Genomic DNA, 25,117 nt, shown 5'->3' on the forward strand with positions numbered 1-25,117 from the left:
GGGCGGGGTCAGGAGATGCCGAACTCCTTGCCGATGAAGTCGAAGACCTCGTCGTCGCTCGCCCCCTCCAGCACGTCGGGGACCGCCTCGGCGTCCGCCCCCGTCCGGGCGGTCTCCAAGGTGGAGAGCAGGGTGCGCAGCCGGGCGCCGATCGCCTCGCGCCGCTCCTGGTCAGCGCTGCCGAGCGTGGCCAACGCGGATTCCAGGGCGTCGAGTTCGCGCAGCCCGTGGTCGGCCTCGGCGTCCGCCTCGGGCGACAGCTCCAGGTAGAGGTGGTCGGTGAGGGCGAGCGGGGTGGGGTAGTCGAAGACCAGGGTCGAGGTCAGCCGCGAACCGGTCGCCAGGCTCAGGCGGTTGCGCAACTCGACGGCGGTGAGCGAGTCGAAGCCCATCTCGCGGAAGGCCCGCTGCGGGTCGATCGCCCCGGCCGAGGCATGGCCGAGGACCAACGCGACCTCGGTGCAGACCAGTTCCTGGAGCAGCCGGCGGCGCTCGGCGGCGGAGGCCGCCGCCAGCCGGCCGAGCAGCGCCGGGGCGGCGCTCGCGCTCTGCACGGCGGCCGCCGTGACGGCCTCGCGGGCGGCCGGGATCCCGGCGAGCAGCGGGCTGCGGCGAACGGCCGTGTAACCGGGGGCGAAACGCTGCCAGTCCACGTCGACCACCGCGAGCAGCGTGTCGTCCACCCGGACCGCCTGCTCGAGCGCGGTCACCGCCCGGTCGGCCGCCATCACGGGCAGGCCGCCCCGGCTGGTCCGCCCCTCGACCAGCGCGCTGTCGGCCACCATGCCGCCCTCGGCCCACGGGCCCCAGGCGATCGAGGTGGCCACCAGCCCCTGGGCGCGGCGCCACTGGGCGAACGCGTCCAGATAGGCGTTGGCGGCAGCGTAGTTGCCCTGCCCGGGACCGGCCAGGGTGCCCGCGATCGAGGAGAACAGCACGAAGGCGGACAGATTCTGATGCTGCGTCAACTCGTGCAGGTGGCGGGCGGCGGCGGCCTTCGCGGCGAGCACGGTGTCGAACCGGTCGGGCGCCAAGCCGTCGAGCACGCCGTCGTCCAGCACGCCGGCGGTGTGCACCACCGAGGTGAGCGGGTGATCGGCGGGAATCCCGGCGAGCACCCGGGCCAGCGCGTCCCGGTCGGCCGCGTCGCAGGCGGCCACCGTGACCCGGGCGCCGAGCGCGGTCAGCTCCTCGACCAACTCGGCCGCGCCCGGCGCCTGCGCACCGCGCCGGCTGAGCAGCAGCAGGTGCTCGGCTCCGTTGCCGGCCAGCGAGCGGGCCACCTGGGCGCCGAGCGCCCCGGTGCCGCCGGTGATCAGCACGGTGCCCTCGGGACGCCACGGGGTGCCCGGGTCGGCGACGGCCGAGGCCGCTACCGGCGCGTGGGCCAGGCGAGCGGCGAAGGTGCCGGAGGCACGCAGCGCCAGCTGGTCCTCCTCGCGCTGGGCCAGCACCGAGCGCAGGCGGCCGGCGATCCGGCTGTCCAGCAGCGGATGGGGGTCCCCCCAACCGGAGGCTGGGGGAAGGTCGATCAGGCCACCCCAGCTCTCCGGGCGCTCCTGCGCGGCCACCCGGCCCAGGCCCCAGACCATCGCCTGCTCGGGCCGCTGGACGGCGTCCTGTCCGCCGACCGACACCGCGCCCCGGGTCGCGCACCAGAGCGGGGCGTCCAGGTCCAGCTCACCGAGCGCCTGGATCAGCGCCGCCGTGGCCGGCAGCCCGGCCGGGGTGGCGGAACTGCCCGGCAGCGGCTGCGCGTCGAAGCCGAGCAGCGAGAGCACGCCGCTGACCTGGAACAGCGCGTCCAGCGCGTCGATGTCGGAGAGCGCGGTCTCCGCCAGGGCGTCGCGCAACTGCTCGGCGTAGGCGGCCCGGTCCGGCTTCGCGGCGTTCAGCCGGGCCCGGACCACGGTCGCGCCGCCGGCCTCCAAGGCCTGCGCCAGCTCCTCGGTCGGCTGCTCGGCCACGCCGGTGGCGGAGACCAGCAGCCAGCTGCCGTGCAGCGTGGCCGCCGACTCCGGGACGGCGGGCACCCAGTCCACCCGGTAGCGCCAGGCGTCCAGCACCGACTGGGCGCTGCGGCGGCGGTGGTAGGTGGAGAGGGCGGGCAGGAGTTGGCCGAGGGCGGCGGGGTCGGGGAGGTCGAGGGTGGTGGTGAGGGTGGCGAGGTCCTGCTGCTCGACGGCCGCCCAGAAGCGGGCGTCCAGGTCGGTGGCGGCTGTCGTGGGCGCCGGGGTGGTGGCTGCGGTGGGCCAGAAGCGGGTGCGCTGGAAGGCGTAGGTGGGCAGGTCGACGCCGTGGGCGTCGGCGGGCAGGGTGGTGGCCCAGTCGACGGCCGTGCCGCGCGTGTAGGCGCTCGCAAGGGCGGTGAGCAGGGTCTCCGCCTCGGGGCGCCCGGCTCGCTGGGTGGGGATGCAGCCGGTCTCGGCGGCCATCGCGGAGAGCACGGTGTCGGGGCCGATCTCCAGGAAGGTGCGCACACCATGGCCCTGGAGGGTGGCGAGGGCGTCGGCGAAGCGGACGGCCTCGCGGACGTGGCGCACCCAGTAGCCGGGGGTGGTGAGGTCCTCGGCGAGGGCGGTGACCAGCGGGATCCGGGGCTGCGCGTAGGTGAGGGACTCGGCGACCGCGCGGAACTCGGCGAGCATCGGGTCCATCAGGGCGGAGTGGAAGGCGTGGCTGACGGTGAGGCGCTTGACCTTGCGGCCCTCGGCGCGGAACGCCGACTCAAGGGCGGTGATGTCGGCCTCGGCGCCAGAGACGACGATCGAGTCGGGCCCGTTGACGGCGGCGATGTCCACCATGCCGGTCAGGGCGGCGCGGACCTCGTCTTCGGTGGCCTGGACGGCGAGCATCGCGCCACCGGCGGGGAGCGCCTGCATCAGGCGACCGCGCGCGGCCACCAGCTTGCAGGCGTCCGCCAGCGACCAGACCCCCGCGACATGTGCGGCGGCGAGTTCGCCGATCGAGTGGCCGGCCAGGTAGTCGGGCCGGACACCCCAGGACTCCAGCAGGCGGAACAGCGCCACCTCGATGGCGAACAACCCGGCCTGGGTGTAGGCAGTCTGGTCGAGCAGCGCGGAGTCCTGGTCGAACAGCACCTCGCGCAGCGGGCGTTCCAGCTCGGCGTCGAACCGCGCGCAGACCGCGTCCAGCGCGTCCGCGAACACCGGGAAAGCGGCGTGCAGTTCACGCCCCATCCCGGCCCGCTGACTGCCCTGCCCGGAGAAGAGCAGCGCCACCTTCGGGTCATCCGCAGCAGCACCACTGACCACACCCGGCACCTCGCGACCCTCGGCGAGAGCGGCCAGCCCGGCCAGCAGCGCCTCACGACCCCGACCGACCACCACCGCCCGACGCTCCAGCGCAGCCCGCTGCGTCGCCAACGAGAAGGCGACGTCGACGGGTTCGAGCGTGGGCGCCGCCGTCACCGTGGCCAGCAGGCGCGCCGCCTGCTGGCGCAGCGCGGCCTCACTCCTGGCCGAGAGCGGCCAGCCGACCACCTGGTCCGGCTGAGCCGTCGGCTCGCCCTCGGTCAACTCGGCCACTGCCTGGGTGACTTCGAGGATCGCGTGCGCGTTGGTGCCGCTCACGCCGAACGAGGAGACACCCGCACGACGCGGACCCTCACCCTCCGGCCACACCCGCTTCTCGGTGACCAGCTCCACCGCACCCGCCGACCAGTCGATCTGCGGCGACGGCTCATCCACGTGCAGCGTCTGCGGCACGACCCCGTGCCGCATCGCCAGCACCATCTTGATCACACCCGCCACACCCGCAGCCGCCTGAGTGTGCCCGATGTTCGACTTCACCGACCCCAGCAGCAGCGGCTTCTCGGCCGGACGACCCTGGCCGTAGGTCGCCAGCAGCGCCTCCGCCTCGATCGGATCACCCAACGCCGTACCCGTCCCATGCGCCTCCACGACGTCAACCTGACCAGCCGACAGACCGGCGCTTGCCAAAGCCTGCCGGATCACCCGCTGCTGCGACGGACCGTTCGGCGCCGTCAAGCCGTTCGACGCACCGTCCTGGTTCACCGCCGTACCACGCACCGTCGCCAGCACCCGGTGCCCCAACCGCTCGGCATCGGACAGCCGCTCCACCAGCAGCAGGCCCACGCCCTCACCCCAGCCGGTGCCGTCGGCCGCCGCAGCGAAGGCCTTGCAGCGACCGTCCGCCGCCAGGCCGCCCTGACGCCCGAACTCGGCGAACAGGCCCGGCGTGGACATCACGGTGACACCGCCGGCCACGGCCATCGCGCACTCGCCGTTGCGCAGCGCCTGGACGGCCAGGTGAAGAGCAACCAGGGAGGAGGAGCAGGCCGTGTCCACGGTGACCGCGGGGCCCTCGAAGCCGAAGGTGTAGGAGAGGCGGCCCGAGACCACGCTCGCCGCGTTGCCCGTCAACAGGTGGCCTTCGAGCCCCTCGGCCGCCGCCGTCGCGCTCAGCAGCGCCGGGTAGTCCTGGCCGTTGCTGCCGACGAAGACGCCGGTCGAACTCCCGCGCAGCGCCGAGAGATCGATCCCGGCCTGCTCGAACAGCTCCCAGGAGGTCTCCAGCAGCAGCCGCTGCTGCGGGTCCATCGCCAGCGCCTCGCGCGGCGAGATCCCGAAGAAGTCCGCGTCGAACTCGCCCGCCTCATAGAGGAAGGCACCGCGAGGCGTGAAGGAAGTGGTCGAACCGAGCTGCCAGCCACGGTCATTGGGGAACTCCGCGATGGTGTCGGTACCCGACTCCAGCAACTTCCAGAGCGCCTCGGGCGAAGCCGCGCCGCCCGGGAAGCGGCAGGCCATCCCGACGATCACCACCGGGTCGTCCTCGACCACCGACCGCACCGGCGTCACCATGTCGACGACCGCCGCCTCCGAGCCCGAGAGCTTGCCCAGCAGGAACTCGCCCAGCACCCTCGGTGTCGGGTAGTCGAAGACCAACCCGGCCGGCAGCCGCTGACCCGACAACTTCGCCAGCCGGTTCCGCAGTTCCACCGCCGTCAGCGAATCGAACCCCAGATCCCGGAAGGCCCGCCCCGCCGCCACCGCGTCCACCGAGCCATAGCCCAGCACCGACGCCGCCTCGGCACAGACCCAGCCCACCACCGCCGACAACCGCTCCCCCGCCACCAGACCCGCCAACCGACCAGCCCAACCGGCCGCCTGCGGCGCCGCTTCGGCCGGCGCACTCGGAGCACCGGAGGCCAGTCCTGCCAGCACATCGGCCAGCAGCGCGGACGGCCGCACCGAGACGAAGGAGGGCGCGAACCGCTCCCAGGCCACGTCGGCCACCGCGAGCGTGGTGTCACCCGAGGCCAACACCCGGCCCAGCGCGGTGAGTCCGGCCTGCGGCGCCATGCCCGGCAGGCCGCTGCGCCGCATCCGGGCACCGACCACCGCGCTCTCGGCCGCCAGGCCGTCCTCCGCCCACGGACCCCAGCCGATCGAGCTGGCCGCCAGGCCCTGCGAACGGCGGTACTCCGCCAGCGCGTCCAGATAGGCGTTGGCGGCGGCGTAGTTGCCCTGACCGGCCGCACCCAGGGTGCCCGCCAGCGAGGAGAAGAGCACGAACGCGGCCAGATCCTGACCCTTCGTCAGCTCGTGCAGATGCCAGGCCGACTCCGCCTTCGCCGCCAGCACCGCGTGCAGCCGCTCGGCCGTCAGCCCCTCCAGCACACCGTCATCCAGGACGGCGGCCGTGTGCACCACGGCCGTGAGCGAGAGACCGTCGACCAGCCGGGCAAGTGCGTCCCGGTCGGTCACGTCGCAGGCCACGATGTCCACCGCCGCACCCAGGCCGCGCAGTTCCTCGGCCAGTTCGCCGGCTCCCGGTGCCTGCGGGCCACGACGGCTCACCAGCACCAGGTGCTCGGCACCCTGCCCGACCAGCCAGCGCGCCACCTGCGCACCCAGACCGCCCGTCCCACCGGTCACCAGCACCGAACCCGAGACCGACCAACCGGCCTCCACCGCGATCCCCGGCAACGCCCGCTCCAACCGGGCCCCGAAGACCCCGGACGCCCGAACCGCCACCTGGTCCTCAACCGACTGCGCCAGCACCGCGCAGAGCCGCGCACCAGCCCGCGCGTCCAACTCCTCGGGAACGTCGACCAGACCACCCCAGCGCTCCGGGAACTCCAGCGCCGCCACCCGACCCAAACCCCACACCGGCGCGGCGCCCGGCGCCGTCAGCGCATCCGAGCGACCCACCGACACCGCACCCGACGTCACCCACCACAGCCGCGCCTCGATGCCGAGTTCACCCAGCGTCTGGAGCAGCCGCAGCTGCTCCGCCGGAGCGACCGGGGCCAGCGCGTCGCTGCCCGCCAGCGAGAGCACCCCGGCGAACTCCCGCCCGGCAACCGCCTCCGCCAGCCCCGAAGCGTCATCGATGACCTCGACCGCCTCGGCGCCACCGGCCCGCAGCGCCGCCAGCACACCAGCCGCGTCCCGGCCATGCGTCACCACCAACCAGGCGCCGGCCAGCGCGACACCGACCTCCACCGACACCGGCCGCCAGACCACCCGGTAGCGCCACTCGTCCACCACCGAGGCCTCACGCCGCCCACGACGCCACGCCGCGATCGCCGGCAGCACCTCACCGAACGGCTGCGCCCCATCGACACCCAGCGCATCCGAGAGCCCCGCCAGGTCACCACCGTCAACCGCCGCCCAGAAACCCGCCTCCGCCGGATCGACGGCCGCCGCAGCCAGCGCGGCCGCCGCGATCCCGGAGTCCAACCAGAGGCGCTCGCGCTGGAACGCGTAGGTCGGCAGCTCCACGCGCTCGACCTCGCCGCCGAACAGGCAGGACCAGTCGACGGTGGCGCCGTTGACGAAGGCCTCGGCCACGGAGGTCAGGAAGCGGGTGGCATCGCCCTGTTCGCGGCGCAGGGTCCCCAGCGCAATGCCGCCGCCGTTGGCGTCCAGGGTGTCCTGCACGCCCACGGTGAGCACCGGGTGCGGGCTGGACTCCACGAAGACCCGGTGCCCGGCCTTGGCCAGCTCCTCCACCGCGAACTGCAGCCGGACCGGGTGCCGCAGATTCTCGTACCAGTAACGCCCGCCCAGCTCACCGGCCTTGACCCAGTCACCGGTATACGTCGAGAACATCGGGATACTCGGCGCCAGACCCGTCACCGGCGCCAGCGCCTCGACAATCTCCGCCTCCAGCACCTCCATCTGCGCGGAGTGCGACGCGTAGTCCACCTTCACCCGACGGGCATCCACACCCACCGCAGCACACCGAGCCAGGAACTCGTCCAGACCAGCGGCCTCACCCGAAACCACCACCGAACCCGGCCCGTTCACCGCCGCGATGCCGACCCGGCCCTCAAACCCCGCCAGCAACTCACCCGCCGTCGACGCCGAAGCGAAGAGCGACACCATGCCACCCGAACCCGCCACCCGCGCCAGCGCCTTCGCCCGCAGCGCCACCACCCGCGCAGCATCCTCCAACGACAACGCACCCGCCACACAAGCCGCCGCGATCTCACCCTGCGAGTGACCCACCACAGCCGACGGCGTGACGCCCATCGAACGCCACAGCGCCGCCAACGACACCATCACCGCGAAGAGCACCGGCTGCACCACGTCAACCCGCTCCAGCAACGCGACATCCGTCAGCGCATCCTCCAACGACCAGTCCACAAAAGGCTTCAGCGCCTCAGCACAGGCCGCGATCGACTCCGCGAACACTGGCGAAGCCGCCAGCAACCCCGACGCCATCCCCACCCACTGCGAACCCTGACCCGGGAAGACCAGCACCACCCCACCGTCACCGACCGCCCGACCGGTCACCTGCTCGCCACCGAGCAGCACCGCCCGGTCCTCGAACACCGAGCGCCCGCGCACCAGCGCGGCAGCCAGCGCCGCCGGGTCAGCCTCGACCGCCGACAGCCGCTCGAGCTGCGCCCGCAGCGCCGCCTCGCCGCGCCCGGACACCACCAGCGGCAGCACCGAAGCGTCAACCAGCGGCGCCACAGCGGCAGTCGAGCGGGACTCCAGCTGCTCCTCGGTAACCTGCTCAAGAATCACATGCGCGTTGGTCCCGCTGATCCCGAAGGAGGAGACCCCCGCCCGGCGCGGCTCGCCCGTCTCCGGCCAGGCCAGCGCCTCGGTCAGCAGCTCGACGGCGCCCACCGTCCAGTCCACGTGCGGGGTGGGCTCGTCCACGTGCAGGGTCTGCGGCAGCAGTCCGTTGCGCATCGCCAGCACCATCTTGATCACACCCGCGACACCGGCAGCCGCCTGGGTGTGGCCGATGTTGGACTTGATCGAGCCAAGCCGCAGCGGTTCCCCCGCACCCCGATCACGCCCGTACGTCGCCAGCAGCGCCTGCGCCTCGATCGGGTCGCCCAGCGCCGTACCCGTGCCGTGCGCCTCCACCGCGTCGATCTGATCGGCCGTCAGCTTGGCGTTGGCCAGCGCCTGGCGGATCACCCGCTGCTGCGACGGACCGTTGGGCGCCGTCAGGCCGTTCGACGCGCCATCCTGGTTCACGGCCGTACCGCGCACCACCGCCAGCACCGGGTGGCCCTGGCGGCGCGCCTCGGAGAGCGGCTCGACCAGCAGCATGCCCGCGCCCTCGGACCAGCCGGTGCCGTCCGCGCCGGCCGCGAAGGCCCGGCAGCGGCCGTCGGCCGACAGGCCGCCCTGCTTGGAGAACTCGGTGAAGATCCCCGGCGTCGCCATCACGGTCACGCCACCCACCAGCGCCATCGAGCACTCACCACTGCGCAGCGCCTGGCCCGCCAGGTGCAGAGCGACCAGCGAGGAGGAGCACGCGGTGTCGACGGTGACCGCCGGGCCCTCCAGGCCGAAGGTGTAGGAGAGGCGGCCGGAGATCACGCTCGGGGTGTTGCCGGTGAGCAGGTGGCCCTCGACGCCCTCGGGGACGCTGACCAGGCCGGTGCCGTAGCCGGAGGCCGCGGCGCCGACGAAGACGCCGGTCCGGCTGCCGCGCAGCGAGCGCGGGTCGATCGCAGCCCGTTCGAAGGTCTCCCAGGCGGTCTCCAGCAGCAGGCGCTGCTGCGGGTCCATGGCCAGCGCCTCGCGCGGCGAGATCCCGAAGAACCCGGGGTCGAACTCGCTGGCGCCGTAGAGGAATCCACCGGACTGCACATAACTCGTGCCGGGCGTCTCGCCGTCGGGGTCGTAGAGGCCGTCCAGGTCCCAGCCACGGTCGGCCGGGAAGCCGCCGATCGCGTCGCCGCCGGTGCTGACCAGCTGCCAGAGCGCCTCGGGCGAGTCCACCCCGCCCGGGAAGCGGCAGGCCATCCCGACGATCGCCAGCGGCTCTTCCGCCATCGCCGCCGTCGCCACGGCGACACCGGCAGCCGAGGCGGCGACCCCACCCAGTTCGCCGGCCAGTTCGCCCAGCACGTACTCGGCGAGCAGCTGCGGGGTCGGGTAGTCGAAGACCAGGGTGGCCGGCAGCCGCAGACCGGTGGCTCCGCCCAGGCGGTTGCGCAGCTCGACGGCGGTCAGCGAGTCGAACCCCAGCTCCTTGAACGCCCGCCCCGGCTCCACCGCGTCCGCCGAACCATGGCCCAGCACGGCAGCCGCCGCACCACGCACCAGCTCCAGCACCGCGCGCCCGCGCTCGGCCTCGGCCAGCGGCGCGAGCCGCTCCACCAGCGCCGAACGCCCGCCGCCGGCGGCGGCACCGCCGACCACCCGGCGGCCGGTGCCGCGCACCAGGCCACGGAAGACCGGTGCCAGCGCCCCGGCAGCCGCCTGTCCACGCAGCACGGCGAGGTCGATCCGAAGCGGGACCAGCGCGGCGCTCGCCGAGCCGATGCCCGCGTCGAGGAGCGCCAGCCCCTCGGGGCGGGAGAGCGGCAGCAGACCGCCGCGCGCCATCCGCGAGACGTCCGCGCCGGCCAGCCCGGCCGTCATGCCGCCGCCCGCCTGGTCCCACGGTCCCCAGGCGAAGGAGGTGCCGGGCAGGCCCAGCGCGTGGCGGTGCTCCGCCAGACCGTCCAGGAAGGCGTTGGCCGCCGCGTAGTTGCCCTGGGCCGTGCCACCGAGGGTGGCGGCGGCCGAGGAGAAGAGCGCGAAGGCGGCCAGGTCCTGATCTATCGTCAGTTCGTGCAGCGCCCAGGCCGCACCGGCCTTCGGCGCCCAGACACCGGCGATCCGCGCGGCGTCCAGCGAGCCGATGACCCCGTCGTCCAGCACACCGGCGGTGTGCACCACGGCGGTCAGCGACCGGCCCGCCAACACGGCCGCCAGCGCGTCGCGGTCGGCCACATCGCACGCGACCAGCTCAGCGGTGGCACCCAACTCGGCCAGCTCGGCGACCAGTTCCACCGCACCGGCGGCCTTGGTGCCGCTGCGGCTGAGCAGCAGGAGCTTGCGGGCGCCGTGCTCACGCACCAGGTGGCGGGCGACCAGCGCGCCGAGCGAGCCGGTGCCGCCGGTGATCAGCACCGTGCGCTCGGGGTCCAGCGACTGTGGCACGGTCAGCACGACCTTGCCGATGTGCTTGGCCTGGCTGACGAACCGGAACGCCTCCGGGGCCCGGCGGACGTCCCACACCTTCACCGGCGACAGCTCGATGGCCCCCGCCGCGAACAGGTCCAGCAGCTCGGCGAGCAGTTCACCGATCCGCGCCGGGCCGGCCTCCACCAGGTCGAACGCCCGATAGGCGACGCCCTCGGGAGCCTCCGTGCGGATGTCGGTCTTGCCCATCTCCAGGAACCGCCCGCCGCGCGGCAGCAGTTCCAGCGAGGCGTCCACGAACTCGCCCGCCAGGGCGTTCAGCACCACGTCCACGCCGTCCCCGCCGGTGACGGCGAGGAACTTGTCACGGAAGCCGAGGTCACGCGAGGAGGCGATGTGGTCCTCGTCCAGACCCAGCGAGCGCAGCGTGTCCCACTTGCCGGGACTGGCGGTCGCGAAGACCTCCGCGCCCAGGTGGCGGGCCAGCTGGATCGCCGCCATGCCCACACCACCGGCGCCCGCGTGCACCAGCACCCGCTCACCGGCCTTGACCGCACCCAGATCGGTCCAGGCGTAGAGCGCGGTCAGGAAGACCGTCGGCACGGACGCGGCCTCGGCGAAGGACCAGCCGGCCGGGATCCGGGCCAGCAGCCGGTGGTCGGTGACCACCTGCGGACCGAAGCCGCCGACGAACATGCCGAGCACCCGGTCACCGACGGCAAGGCCCGTGACCCCCGGACCCACCTCGGCGACCACACCCGCGCCCTCGCCGCCCAACAGCCCGGCCGGGCCGGGGTACATGCCGAGCGCGTTGAGCACATCACGGAAGTTGACTCCGGCCGCCCGCACCGAGATCCGGACCTGACCCTGCGTCAACTCCTCGACCGGGGTCTCGAACAGCGCCAGCGCGTCCAGCGTGCCGCGCTCGGCGCTGTCCAGCCGCCAGGCCACCGCGCCGGCGGGCACGGCGAGTTCGGCGTCGACCGCGCCCCGGGCCAGCCGCGGCAGCAGGGCCGCACCGGCGCGCAGCGCCAGCTGCGACTCGCCGGAGGCCAGCGCACCGGGCAGCGCGGCCCAGGACTCCGGGGAGCCGTCCACGTCGACCAGCACCACCCGGCCGGGGTTCTCCGACTGCGCGGAGCGGACCAGGCCCCAGACGGCCGCGGCGGGCACGTCGCGCACCTCGTCGCCCGGGACGGCGACGACGGCGCCGCAGGTCACCACGGCCAGGCCGGCCTCGCTCAGCCGGTCCTCGGCCAGCCACCGCTGGAGCAGCAGCAGGGTCCGCTCGACGGCCACCGGACCGGTCAGGCCGGCCAGCGTGACCAGCGGCGCCCCGTCCGGCTCGGGGACCTCGGTCAGCGTGGCGATCGCCTGGACCGTCAGGCCCAGTCCGCGCAGCGGCTGCTCGGCCGCCTCGACGCCCTCGCCGAGCAGCAGCCAGCGGGCCTCGGCCAGCTCGGTCGGCCCGTTCGGCGCAGCAGTCGGCGCAGTGGTCGGCGCAGCGGGCGCAGCGGCGGGCGTCCAGTCCAGCCGCAGCAGCGCGTCGTCGGGCTCGTCCTGCGGCTGCTCCAGCTGCTGGGCGGTGACCCGGCGGACCGCAAGCGAGTCGACGGTGGCGACGACCTCGCCGGCCTGGTCGGTCACCAGCACGCTGACGGCGTCCGTCCCGGCCGGGGCCAGGCGCACCCGCAGCGCGGCGGCGCCGGTGGCGTGCAGCGACACGCCGCTCCAGGAGAACGGCAGCCGGCCCTCGCCGGCGGCCGGCGCCTCGCCGCCGACGAAGCGGCCCAGGCCGATCGCGTGCAGGCCGGCGTCCAGCAGGGCGGGGTGGATGCCGTAGTCGGCGGCGTCGGCCTCCTCCGGCAGCACCACCTCGGCGAAGACCTCGGTGCCGCGCCGCCAGGCGGCCCGCAGGCCGCGGAAGGTCGGGCCGTACCGGAAGCCGGTCTCGGCCCAGCCGGCGTAGAAGTCGCTGACGTCGATCGGGGTGGCCTCGGCGGGCGGCCACTCGGCCAGCGAGCCGACCGGCGCGGCCGCCGTCGCCAGCAGCTGGCCCTGGGCGTGCCGGGTCCAGGACTGCTCACCGGCCAGGTCGAGTTCGCCCGTGCCCTGGCGGCGCGAGTGGATGCTGATCGGGCGGCGCTCGGCCTCGTCCGGCGCGCCGACCCAGACCTGGAGCTGGACGGCGCCCTCGGCGGGCAGCACCAGCGGGGTCTCCAGGGTCAGTTCGTCGACCTGGCCGCAGCCGACCAGGTCGCCGGCCCGGATGGCCAGTTCGAGGAAGGCGGTGCCGGGCAGCAGCACGGTGCCGAGGATGCCGTGGTCGGCGATCCAGGGGTGGCTGCGCAGCGAGAGGCTGCCGGTCAGCAAGGTGCCCTCGGTGTCGGCGAGTTGGATCGCGGCGCCGAGCAGCGGGTGGCCGACGCCCGCCAGGCCGATCGCCGCCGCGTCGCCGAAGAGCGCGCCGCCGGGCTCCAGCCAGTAGCGGGTGCCCTGGAAGGCGTAGGTCGGCAGGTCGATCCGGCGGGCGCCGGTGCCGGCGTAGTAGGCGGACCAGTCGGGGGCCGTGCCGTGCACGGCCAGGCGGGCGATCGCGGTGGTCAGCGCGGCCGTCTCGGCCCGCCCGGCGCGGGCCAGCGGGACGGTGACCGTCGCGCCGTCGACGGTGTCGAGGGCGTCCAGGACGTGCTGGGCCAGCGCGGTCAGCACGCCGTCGGGGCCCAGCTCCACGAAGGTCCGCGCGCCGTGCTCGAGCAGGGTGGCGATGCCGTCGGCGAACCGGACCGCCTCGCGCACGTGGCGCACCCAGTAGCCCGGGTCGGTCAGGTCCGCGGCGAGCGTGCCGGTGAGGTTGGAGACCACCGGGACGGACGGCGCGTGGTAGGTCAGCGACTCGGCGACGGCTCGGAACTCGGCCAGCATCGGGTCCATCAGCGGCGAGTGGAAGGCGTGGCTGACCGGCAGCCGCTTGACCTTGCGGCCCTGGGACCACCAGGTCTCGGCCAGCTCGTCGACGATCGCCGCCACGCCCGAGACGACGACGGACTCGGGGCCGTTGACCGCCGCGATCGCCACGTCGTCCGCGCGCCCGGCCAGTTCGGCCCGGACCTCCTCCTCGGTGGCCCGCACCGAGAGCATCGCGCCACCGGACGGCAGCGCCTGCATCAGGCGGCCGCGCGCGGCCACCAGCTTGCAGGCGTCCGCCAGCGACCAGACGCCCGCGACGTGCGCGGCCACCAACTCGCCGATCGAGTGGCCGGCCAGCTGGTCGGGGCGCAGGCCCCAGGACTCCAGCAGGCGGAACAGCGCGACCTCGATGGCGAACAGGGCGGCCTGGGTGTAGACGGTCTGGTCGAGCAGCTCGGAGTCCTGATCGAACATCACCTCGCGCAGCGGGCGCGGGAGTCCGGCGTCGAACTGCTCGCAAATCTGGTCCAGGGCGGCGGCGAACTCCGGGTAGGCGGCGTACAGTTCACGGCCCATACCGGCCCGCTGGCTACCCTGGCCGGAGAACAGGAAGGCGGTCCGGCCGGTGACCACCGACCCGCGCACGGCGCTCGCGGCCTCGCCGTCGGTGGCCAGCGCGGCCAGGGCGGCGGTCAGTTCCGCGCGGGTGGCGCCGACCACGGCGGCGCGGTGCTCCAGCGCGGAGCGGGTGGTGGCCAGCGAGTGGCCGAGGTCGAGCAGGTCCAGCTCGGGCTGCTCGGCCAGCAGCACGGCCAGCCGGGCCGCCTGCTCGCGCAGCGCCTCGTCGGTGCGCCCGGAGAGCGGCCACAGGCCCAGCGGCAGCTCGCGGGTGGGCTCGGCGGCCGGGGCGGCCACCGGAGCCGGGGCCTGCTCGATGATGGTGTGCGCGTTGGTGCCGCTGACGCCGAAGGAGGAGATGCCGGCCCGCCGGGGGCGCCCGGTCTCGGGCCAGGCCACCGCCTCGGTGAGCAGCTCGACGGCGCCCGCCGACCAGTCCACGTGCGGCGACGGCGCGTCCACGTGCAGGGTCTGCGGGATGGTGCCGTGCCGCATCGCCAGCACCATCTTGATCACACCCGCCACACCGGCCGCCGCCTGGGTGTGGCCGATGTTGGACTTGATCGAACCGAGCAGCAGCGGTGCCGCCTCACCCCGGTCCTTGCCGTAGGTGGCGAGCAGCGCCTGCGCCTCGATCGGGTCGCCGAGCGCGGTGCCGGTGCCGTGCGCCTCGACCGCGTCCACCTGGTCCGGGGAGAGGCCGGCGCCGGCCAGCGCCTGGAGGATCACCCGCTGCTGGGACGGGCCGTTGGGCGCGGTGAGCCCGTTGCTGGCACCGTCCTGGTTGACGGCGCTGCCGCGCACCACGGCGAGGACGGGGTGGCCCAGGCGCTGGGCGTCACTCAGCCGCTCGAGCAGCAGCATGCCGACGCCCTCGCCCCAGCCGGTGCCGTCCGCACCGGCCGCGAAGGCCTTGCAGCGGCCGTCGCCGGCCAGGCCGCGCTGCTTGCTGAACTCGATGAACGGGCTCGGGGTGGACATGATCGTCACGCCGCCGGCCAGCGCCAGCGAGCACTCGCCCTGCCGCAGCGCCTGGGCGGCCAGGTGAAGGGCGACCAGCGAGGAGGAGCACGCGGTGTCGACGGTGACGGCCGGGCCCTCCAGGCCGAGCGCGTAGGAGAGGCGGCCGGACATCACGCTGGCGGCGTTCCCGGTGCCGCCGTAGCCCTCGACGTCCTGCGCGGCGCCCATCAGCAGCGCGGCGTAGTCCTGCCCGTTGGAGCCGACGAAGACGCCTGTCCGGGTGCCGCGCAGCGCCTGCGGGTCGACGCCCGCCCGCTCGATCGCCTCCCAGGAGGTCTCCAGCAGCACCCGCTGCTGCGGGTCCATCGCCAGCGCCTCGCGCGGCGAGATGCCGAAGAAGGCCGCGTCGAACTCGGTGGCACCGGAGACGAATCCGCCCTGGCGGGCGTAGGAGGTGCCGGGCCGGTCGGGGTCCTCGTCGAAGAGGCGGTCCAGGTCCCAGCCACGGTCGGTCGGGAAGTCGGTGAGCGCGTCCCGCCCTTCGGCGAGCACCTCCCAGAGCTGCTCGGGCGAGCGCACCCCGCCGGGGAAGCGGCAGGCCATCGCCACGATGGCGATCGGCTCCTGGTCGCCCTCCTCCAGCTCCCGCAACCGGCGGCGGGTCTGGTGGAGGTCGGCGGTGACGCGCTTCAGGTAATCGAGCAGCTTCTGTTCGTCGCTCATGTCTACTGGCCCCTCGGGAAGTTGTTCGGAAGAAGGTGCTCTGGCTGGAGCCAGCGACTCAGGACATGCCGAGTTCTTGATCGATGAAGGCGAAGACCTCGTCGGAGGTCGCCTCGTGCAGCTGGTCGGCGACGGCGGCGGCCTCGACCGGAGCGTTCGCGCTCCGCGCGGCCGAACCCGAACCCCACTTCGCCAGCACGGCGTTGAGGCGCACCGCGATCCGGGTCCGGTCGTCCTCCTCGGCCGTGAGCGCGGCCAGCGCCGCTTCCAGGCGGTCGAACTCCGCCAGCACCGAGGCCACGCCGCCCTGGTCCTGCGGGCAGAGTTCGGCGTGCAGGTGGGCGGCCAGGTCGACCGAGGTGGGGTAGTCGAAGACCAGGGTGGGCGGCAACTGCCGCCCGACGGCGGCGCCGAGCTGGTTGCGCAGCTCGACGGCGGTCAGCGAGTCGAACCCGAGGTCCTTGAACGCCCGGTTGGGCTCGACGGCCTGGGCAGAGCTGTGGCCGAGCACCAGCGCCACCTTGCCGCGCACCAGCGTGAGCAGCGCCTCCTCCCGTTCGGCCGGGGCCAGTTGGGCCAGCCGCTGGGCGAGGTCGGGAGCCGCCGGGTCGACCGCCCCGGCGGACTCCTGGAGCGAGGCCAGGATGCCTGCCACCTCCGGCAGTCGGTCGAAGAGGCGGCTCGGACGGGCAGCGGTGAAGCCGGGGGCGAAGCGGGCCCAGTCGATGTCCACGATGGCGAGCAGGGCGGGGCCGGTGCCGAGCGAGCGACGGTAGGCGGCGGTTGCCGCCTCGGGCGGCATCGCGGGCAGCCCGGCCCGCCGGGTGCGCTGCTCGACCACGCTGCCGTCCGCCGCCAGGCCGCCCTCGGCCCACGGGCCCCAGGCGATCGAGCTGCCGGGCAGGCCGGCGGACCGGCGCTGCTCGGCCAGGATGTTGAGGAAGGCGTTGGCGGCCGCGTAGTTGGCCTGACCCGCGCCGCCGATGGTGCCGGAGACGGAGGAGAAGAGGACGAACTCGCTCAGCTGCTGATCCAGCGTCAGCTCGTGCAGGTTCAGCGCGGCGGTCACCTTGGCGCGCAGCACGGGAGCCAGGCGCTCCGGCGTCATCCGGTCGGCGACGCCGTCGTCCAGCACACCGGCGGTGTGCACCACCGAGGTCAGCGGGTGGGCGGCCGGGATCGCGCCGAGCAGCTCGGCGAGCGCCGCGCGGTCGGCGACGTCGCAGGCCGCCACCGCGACCTCGGCGCCGAGCGCGGTCAGCTCGGCCGCGAACTCCTCGGCCCCTGGGGCGTCGAGACCGCGCCGGCTGACCAGCAGCAACCGCGCGGCGCCGTCCTCGGCGTAGGCGCGGGCCACCTGGCGGCCGAGCGCGCCGGTGCCGCCGGTGATCAGCACCGTGCCGTGCCGCGGCGCGGGCTCGGGCCGGGCGGCGGGAAGCGGCGCGCGCTCCAGGCGGCGTACGTAGCAACCGGACTGACGGATCGCCAGCTGATCCTCGCCCTCGGAGTCGGCGAGCAGCCGGCAGAGCAGGTCGAGGGCGGCATCGCCGGGCTCGGGCTCCAGGTCGACCAGACCGCCCCAGAGCGCGGGCGACTCCAGTGCCACGGCCCGGCCCAGGCCCCAAACGTGTGCCTGGAGCGCACCGCTGAGGCGCTCGCCGGGAGCGACCGCGACGGCGTCCCGGGTCAGGCACCAGAGCGGGGCGTCCAGCGCGTCGGCCGCGTCGCCGAGGGCCTGGAGCAGCGCCAGGGTGGCGGCCAGACCGGCCGGGACGGAGGGGTGTTCGGGGTGGGCGGACTCGTCCAGCGCGAGCAGCGACAGGACGCCGGCGGCCGGGGCCTCGGCGCGCAGCAACTCGGCCAGGCGGTCCCGGTCGAAGCGGTCGGCCGCCGAGAGCGCGAGGTGACGCACCTGGGCGCCGTGGCGGGTCAGCGCGGCGGCGGCCGCGGTGACGAACGGGTCCTCGGCCAGCTCGGCGGGGACGGCGAGCAGCCAGCTGCCACCGAGCCGGGCGGTGCCCGCGAACGGCGCGGGACGCCAGCTGAGGCTGTAGCGCCACGCCTCGGTCCGCGCGTCGGCGCTGCGGCGGCGGTGGTAGGTGGAGAGGGCGGGCAGGAGTTGGCCGAGGGCGGCGGGGTCGGGGAGGTCGAGGGTGGTGGTGAGGGTGGCGAGGTCCTGCTGCTCGACGGCCGCCCAGAAGCGGGCGTCCAGGTCGGTGGCGGCGGCTGCCTTGGGAGCGGCCACCACGGTGGGCCAGAAGCGGGTGCGCTGGAAGGCGTAGGTGGGCAGGTCGACGCCGTGGGCGTCGGCGGGCAGGGTGGCGGCCCAGTCGACGGCCGTGCCGCGCGTGTAGGCGCTCGCAAGGGCGGTGAGCAGGGTCTCCGCCTCGGGGCGCCCGGCTCGCTGGGTGGGGATGCAGCCGGTCTCGGCGGCCATCGCGGAGAGCACGGTGTCGGGGCCGATCTCCAGGAAGGTGCGCACACCATGGCCCTGGAGGGTGGCGAGGGCGTCGGCGAAGCGGACGGCCTCGCGGACGTGGCGCACCCAGTAGCCGGGGGCGGTGAGGTCCTCGGCGAGGGCGGTGACCAGCGGGATCCGGGGCTGCGCATAGGTGAGGGACTCGGCGACGGCCCGGAACTCGGCGAGCATCGGGTCCATCAGCGCGGAGTGGAAGGCGTGGCTGACGGTGAGGCGCTTGACCTTGCGGCCCTCGGCGCGGAACGCCGACTCAAGGGCGGTGATGTCGGCCTCGGCGCCAGAGACGACGATCGAGTCGGGCCCGTTGACGGCCGCGATGTCCACCATGCCGGTCAGGGCGGCGCGGACCTCGTCCTCGGTGGCCTGGACGGCGAGCATCGCGCCACCGGCGGGCAGTGCCTGCATCAGGCGACCGCGAGCGGCCACCAGCTTGCAGGCGTCCGCCAGCGACCAGACACCCGCGACATGTGCGGCCGCGAGTTCGCCGATCGAGTGGCCGGCCAGGTAGTCGGGCCGGACACCCCAGGACTCCAGCAGGCGGAACAGCGCCACCTCGATGGCGAACAACCCGGCCTGGGTGTAGCCGGTCTGGTCCAGCAGGTCCGACTCGGTGTCGAACAGCACCTCGCGCAGCGGGCGTTCCAGCTCGGCGTCGAACCGCGCGCAGACCGCGTCCAGCGCGTCCGCGAACACCGGGAACGCGGCGTACAGTTCACGCCCCATCCCGGCCCGCTGACTGCCCTGCCCCGAGAAGAGCAGCGCCACCTTCGGGTCATCCGCAGCAGCACCACCCACCACACCCGACACCTCGCGACCCTCGGCGAGAGCGGCCAGCCCAGCCAGCAGCGCCTCACGACCCCGACCGACCACCACCGCCCGACGCTCCAGCGCAGCCCGCTGTGTCACCAGCGAGAAGGCGACGTCCTGCGGACGCAACTCGCTGTCGTGCTCGACCCGTTGCAGCAACTGCCGCGCCTGGTCCTGGAGCGCGCGCTCCGTGCGGCCCGAAAGCACCCACGGAGTGACGCAGTCGACCGCCTCGGAAGCCACCTCAACGGTCTCCGGGGTGACTTCGATGATCGCGTGCGCATTGGTGCCGCTCACGCCGAACGAGGAGACACCCGCACGACGCGGACCCTCACCCTCCGGCCACACCCGCTTCTCGGTGACCAGCTCCACCGCGCCCGCCGACCAGTCGATCTGCGGCGACGGCTCATCCACATGCAGCGTCTGCGGCACGATCCCGTGCCGCATCGCCAGCACCATCTTGATCACACCCGCCACACCCGCCGCCGCCTGAGTGTGCCCGATGTTCGACTTCACCGACCCCAGCAGCAACGGCCGCTCAGCCGGACGACCCTGGCCGTAGGTCGCCAGCAGCGCCTCCGCCTCGATCGGATCACCCAACGCCGTACCCGTCCCATGCGCCTCCACGACGTCAACCTGACCAGCCGACAGACCGGCGCTTGCCAAAGCCTGCCGGATCACCCGCTGCTGCGACGGACCGTTCGGCGCCGTCAGACCGTTCGACGCGCCATCCTGGTTCACCGCCGTACCACGCACCGTCGCCAGCACCCGGTGCCCCAACCGCTCGGCATCGGACAACCGCTCCACCAGCAGCAGCCCGACCCCCTCACCCCAGCCGGTGCCGTCCGCTGCCGCCGCGAACGCCTTGCACCGGCTGTCCGCCGCCAGGCCGCCCTGACGCCCGAACTCGGCGAACGAGGCGGGGGTCGACATCACGGTCGCGCCACCGGCTACCGCCATCGCGCACTCGCCGTTGCGCAGCGCCTGGACGGCCAGGTGAAGAGCAACCAGGGAGGAGGAGCAGGCCGTGTCCACGGTGACCGCGGGGCCCTCGAAGCCGAAGGTGTAGGAGAGGCGGCCCGAGACCACGCTCGCCGCGTTGCCCGTCAGCACATGGCCGGCCACGTCCTCCGCAGCGGCGGCGAGCAGGGCCGGGTAGTCCTGGCCGTTGGTGCCGACGAAGACGCCGGTCGAACTCCCGCGCAGCGCCGAGAGATCGATTCCGGCCTGCTCGAACAGCTCCCAGGAGGTCTCCAGCAGCAGCCGCTGCTGCGGGTCCATCGCCAGCGCCTCGCGCGGCGAGATCCCGAAGAAGTCCGCGTCGAACTCGCCCGCCTCATAGAGGAACGCGCCCTGGCGTGCCCCCTCGCTCGCGGCGAAGAGCGACTCCAGGTCCCAGCCACGGTCGTTGGGGAACTCCGCGATGGTGTCGGTGCCCGACTCCAGCAGCCGCCAGAACTCCTCCGGCGAGGCGGCCCCGCCCGGGTAGCGGCAGGCCATCCCGACGATCACCACCGGGTCGTCCTCGACCACCGACCGCACCGGCGCGGCGACTTCCGCACCCACCGCCTGCGCGCCCGAGTCCGAGAGCTTGCCCAGCAGGAACTCGCCCAGCACCCTCGGCGTCGGGTAGTCGAAGACCAACCCCGCCGGCAGCCGCTGACCCGACAACTTCGCCAGCCGGTTCCGCAGTTCCACCGCCGTCAGCGAATCGAACCCCAGGTCCCGGAAGGCCCGCCCCGCCGCCACCGCGTCCACCGAGCCATACCCCAGCACCGACGCCGCCTCGGCACAGACCCAGCCCACCACCGCCGACAACCGCTCCCCCGCCACCAGACCCGCCAACCGACCAGCCCAACCGGCGAGTTCGGCCGTGGCCTCGGCCGAGGTGTCGGCCGCCAGCCCGAGGCTCTCCAGCACATCGGCCAGCAGTGCGGACGGCCGAACGGAGACGAAGGAGGGCGCGAACCGCTCCCAGGCCACCTCGGCCACCGCGAGCGTGGTGTCGCCGACCGCCAACGCCCGTGCCAGTGCGGTCAGTCCACCGGCCGGGGCCATCGCGGGCAGGCCGCTGCGCCGCATCCGGGCGCCGACCACCGCGCTGTCCGCCGCCAGACCGTCCTCCGCCCACGGACCCCACGCGATGGAGGTCGCCGGCAGGCCGAGGGTGGCGCGGTACTCGGCGAGGGCGTCCAGGTAGGCGTTGGCGGCGGCGTAGTTGCCCTGACCGGCCGCACCCAGGGTGCCCGCCAGCGAGGAGAAGAGCACGAACGCCGAAAGATTCTGACTCTTCGTCAGTTCATGCAAATGCCAAGCCGATTCCGCCTTCGCCGCCAGCACCGCGTGCAGCCGCTCGGCCGTCAGTCCCTCCAGCACACCGTCATCCAGCACACCCGCCGCGTGCACGACCGCCGACAGCTCAACGCCCTCGATGGCCTGGGCGAGCGCGTCCCGGTCCGCCACATCGCAGGCCACGATGTCGACCCTGGCCCCCAGGCCGCGCAGTTCCTCGGCCAGTTCGCCGGCTCCCGGTGCCTGCGGGCCACGACGGCTCACCAGCACCAGGTGCTCGGCACCCTGCCCGACCAGCCAGCGCGCCACCTGCGCACCCAGCCCGCCCGTCCCACCGGTCACCAGCACCGAACCCGAGACCGACCAGCCGGCCTCCACCGCGATCCCCGGCAACGCCCGCTCCAACCGGGCCCCGAAGACCCCGGACGCCCGAACCGCCACCTGGTCCTCAACCGACTGCGCCAGCACCGCGCAGAGCCGCGCACCAGCCCGCGCGTCCAACTCCTCGGGAACGTCGACCAGACCACCCCAGCGCTCCGGGAACTCCAGCGCCGCCACCCGACCCAGACCCCACACCGGCGCGGCGCCCGGCGCCGTCAGCGCATCCGAGCGACCCACCGACACCGCACCCGAGGTCACCCACCAGACCCGGGCGTCCGCCCCCAGCTGGGCCAGGGCCTGGAGCAGCGAGAGCTGACCGACCGGCGCGACCGGGGCGACAGCAGCGGGCCCCACCAGCGAGAGCACCCCGGCGAACTCGCGCCCGGCAACCGCCTCCGCCAGCCCCGAAGCGTCATCGATGACCTCGACCGCTTCGGCGCCACCGGCCCGCAGCGCCGCCACCACGGCACCAGAATCCTGACCATGCGTCACCACCAGCCAGGCGCCGGCCAGCGCGACACCGGCCTCCACCGACACCGGCCGCCAGACCACCCGGTAGCGCCACTCGTCCACCACCGAGGCCTCACGCCGCCCACGACGCCACGCCGCGATCGCCGGCAGCACCTCACCGAACGGCTGCGCCCCATCGACACCCAGCGCATCCGAGAGCCCCGCCAGGTCACCACCGTCAACCGCCGCCCAGAAACCCGCCTCCGCCGGATCCGAACCGGCCGCCGCACCGGCGCCGACCGCCGACTCCAGCCAGAGCCGCTCCCGCTGGAAGGCATAAGTCGGCAGGTCGACATGGACATCCGAGGTCAGCACGCGCGACCAGTCCACCGTGGCGCCGTTGACGAAGGCCTCGGCGACAGAGGCCAAGAAGCGACGCGCATCGCCCTGTTCGCGACGCAGAGTCCCCAGCGCGATACCGCCACCGTTGGCGTCCAGGGTGTCCTGCACGCCCACGGTGAGCACCGGGTGCGGGCTGGACTCCACGAAGACCCGGTGCCCGGCCTTGGCCAGCTCCTCCACCGCGAACTGCAGCCGGACCGGGTGCCGCAGGTTCTCGTACCAGTAACGCCCGCCCAGCTCACCCGGCTTGACCCACTCCCCCGTATACGTCGAGAACATCGGGATACTCGGCGCCAGACCCGTCACCGGCGCCAACGCCTCGACAATCTCCGCCTCCAGCACCTCCATCTGCGCGGAGTGCGAGGCGTAGTCCACCCTCACCCGACGGGCATCCACACCCACCGCAGCACACCAAGCCAGGAACTCGTCCAGACCGGCAGCCTCACCCGAAACCACCACCGAACCCGGCCCGTTCACCGCCGCGATGCCGACCCGGCCCTCAAACCCCGCCAGCAGCTCACCCGCCGTCGACGCCGAAGCGAAGAGCGACACCATGCCACCCGAACCCGCCACCCGCGCCAGCGCCTTCGCCCGCAGCGCCACCACCCGCGCAGCATCCTCCAACGACAACGCACCCGCCACACAAGCCGCCGCGATCTCACCCTGCGAGTGACCCACCACAGCCGACGGCGTGATCCCCATCGAACGCCACAGCGCCGCCAACGACACCATCACCGCGAAGAGCACCGGCTGCACCACGTCAACCCGCTCCAGCAACGCGACATCCGCCAGCGCATCCTCCAACGACCAGTCCACAAAAGGCTTCAGCGCCTCAGCACAGGCCGCGATCGACTCCGCGAACACCGGCGAAGCCGCCATCAGCCCCGACGCCATCCCCACCCACTGCGAACCCTGACCCGGGAAGACCAGCACCACCCCACCGCTGCCCTCACCCCGGCCGGTCAGCCCGCCACCGGCGGCGATCTCGCGCAGCCCGGCGAGCAGCTCGTCCCGGTCGGTACCCAGCACCACCGCGCGGTCCTCGAAGACCGAGCGCCCACGCACCAGCGCCGCACCCACCGCCGCCGGCTCGCCCTCGACCGCCGTCAGCCGCTCCGCCTGCGCCCGCAGCGCCGCCGCTCCCCGCCCGGAGAGGACCCACGGCACCACCGGCGACTCGAGCGCCGCAACGGCGACAACCGGGGCCTCCGAGACCTCATCTGACACGTCATCAGCGAGCGCGGCGACCGGCGCCTGCTCAAGAATCACATGCGCGTTGGTCCCGCTGATCCCGAACGAGGAGACGCCCGCCCGGCGCGGCTCCCCCGTCTGCGGCCAGGCCGCCGCCTCGGTCAGCAGCTCGACCGCACCGGCCGACCAGTCCACGTGCGGGGTCGGCTCGTCCACGTGCAGCGTGCGCGGCAGCAGGCCGCCGCGCATCGCCAGCACCATCTTGATCACACCCGCCACCCCGGCCGCCGCCTGGGTGTGGCCGATGTTGGACTTCACCGAGCCGAGCAGCAGTGGCGCGCGGCCCTCCTCGCGGCCCTGGCCGTAGGTGGCCAGCAGCGCCTGGGCCTCGATCGGGTCGCCCAGCGGGGTGCCCGTGCCGTGCGCCTCGACCACGTCGACCTGGTCGGCCGTCAGCCGGGCGTTCTCCAGCGCCTGGCGGATCACCCGCTGCTGCGAGGGGCCGTTCGGCGCCGTCAGGCCGTTCGACGCGCCGTCCTGGTTCACGGCCGAGCCCCGGACCACGGCCAGTACCTGGTGGCCCAGCCGCTCGGCGTCGCCGAGCCGCTCGACCAGCAGCATGCCCACGCCCTCGGAGCTGCCGAAGCCGTCGGCGGCCGCCGCGAAGGCCTTGCAGCGGCCGTCGGCGGCCAGACCGCGCTGCTTGCTGAACTCGGTCAGCGTGCTCGGGTTGGTCATCACGGTCACGCCGCCGGCCAGCGCCATCGAGCACTCGCCGCCGCGCAGCGCCTGCACCGCCAGGTGCAGCGCCACCAGCGAGGAGGAGCAGGCCGTGTCCACGGTGACCGCCGGGCCCTCCAGGCCCAGCGTGTAGGAGACCCGGCCCGAGGCGGCGCTGGTCACGTTGCCGGTGAGCAGGTGGCCTTCCAGGCCCTCGGGGAGCGGGTAGACGCCGGTGGTGTAGCCGCTGTAGGCGGCGCCGACGAAGACGCCGGTCCGACTGCCTTGCAGGGTCGCGGGGTTGAGCCCGGCCCGCTCGACGGCCTCCCAGGCGGCCTCCAGGACCAGGCGCTGCTGGGGGTCCATCGCCAGCGCCTCACGCGGCGAGATCCCGAAGAAGCCGGGGTCGAAGTCCGCGGCGCCGGTCAGGAAACCGCCGCCGCGGACGTAACTGGTGCCCGGGCCCTCGGCGTCGGGGTCGTAGAGGGCGCCCAGGTCCCAGCCCCGGTCCTCGGGGAAGCCGCCGATGGCGTCCTGCTCGCCGAGGACCAGCTGCCACAACTCCTCGGGAGAGGAGATCCCGCCGGGGAACCGGCAGGCCATGCCCACGATGGCGATGGGCTCCTGCTCGGCCGCCTCGATCTCGCGCAGCCGCTGCCGACTGCGACGCAGATCGGCGGTGACGCGCTTCAGGTAGTCCCGGAGCTTTTCTTCGTTCTCCACGTGAATCACCTATCGAGGCAGC

General features: G+C 74.1%; 2 protein-coding genes. Both read right to left on the reverse strand.

The window, feature by feature from the left end; translation table 11 throughout:
• Nucleotides 1–8 precede the first annotated feature (8 nt).
• Nucleotides 9–15,650: a type I polyketide synthase gene (locus OG403_RS07460; RefSeq protein WP_329562467.1), complete on the reverse strand. Its 15,642-nt coding sequence runs from the start codon at nt 15,648–15,650 to the stop codon at nt 9–11.
• Between the two features lie 58 nt (nt 15,651–15,708).
• Nucleotides 15,709–25,095, reverse strand: coding sequence for a type I polyketide synthase (locus tag OG403_RS07465; RefSeq protein WP_329562469.1), 9,387 nt, complete (start codon nt 25,093–25,095; stop codon nt 15,709–15,711).
• Nucleotides 25,096–25,117: the final 22 nt, after the last annotated feature.

Source organism: Kitasatospora sp. NBC_01266 (genome assembly GCF_036242395.1).
Lineage (GTDB): Bacteria > Actinomycetota > Actinomycetes > Streptomycetales > Streptomycetaceae > Kitasatospora.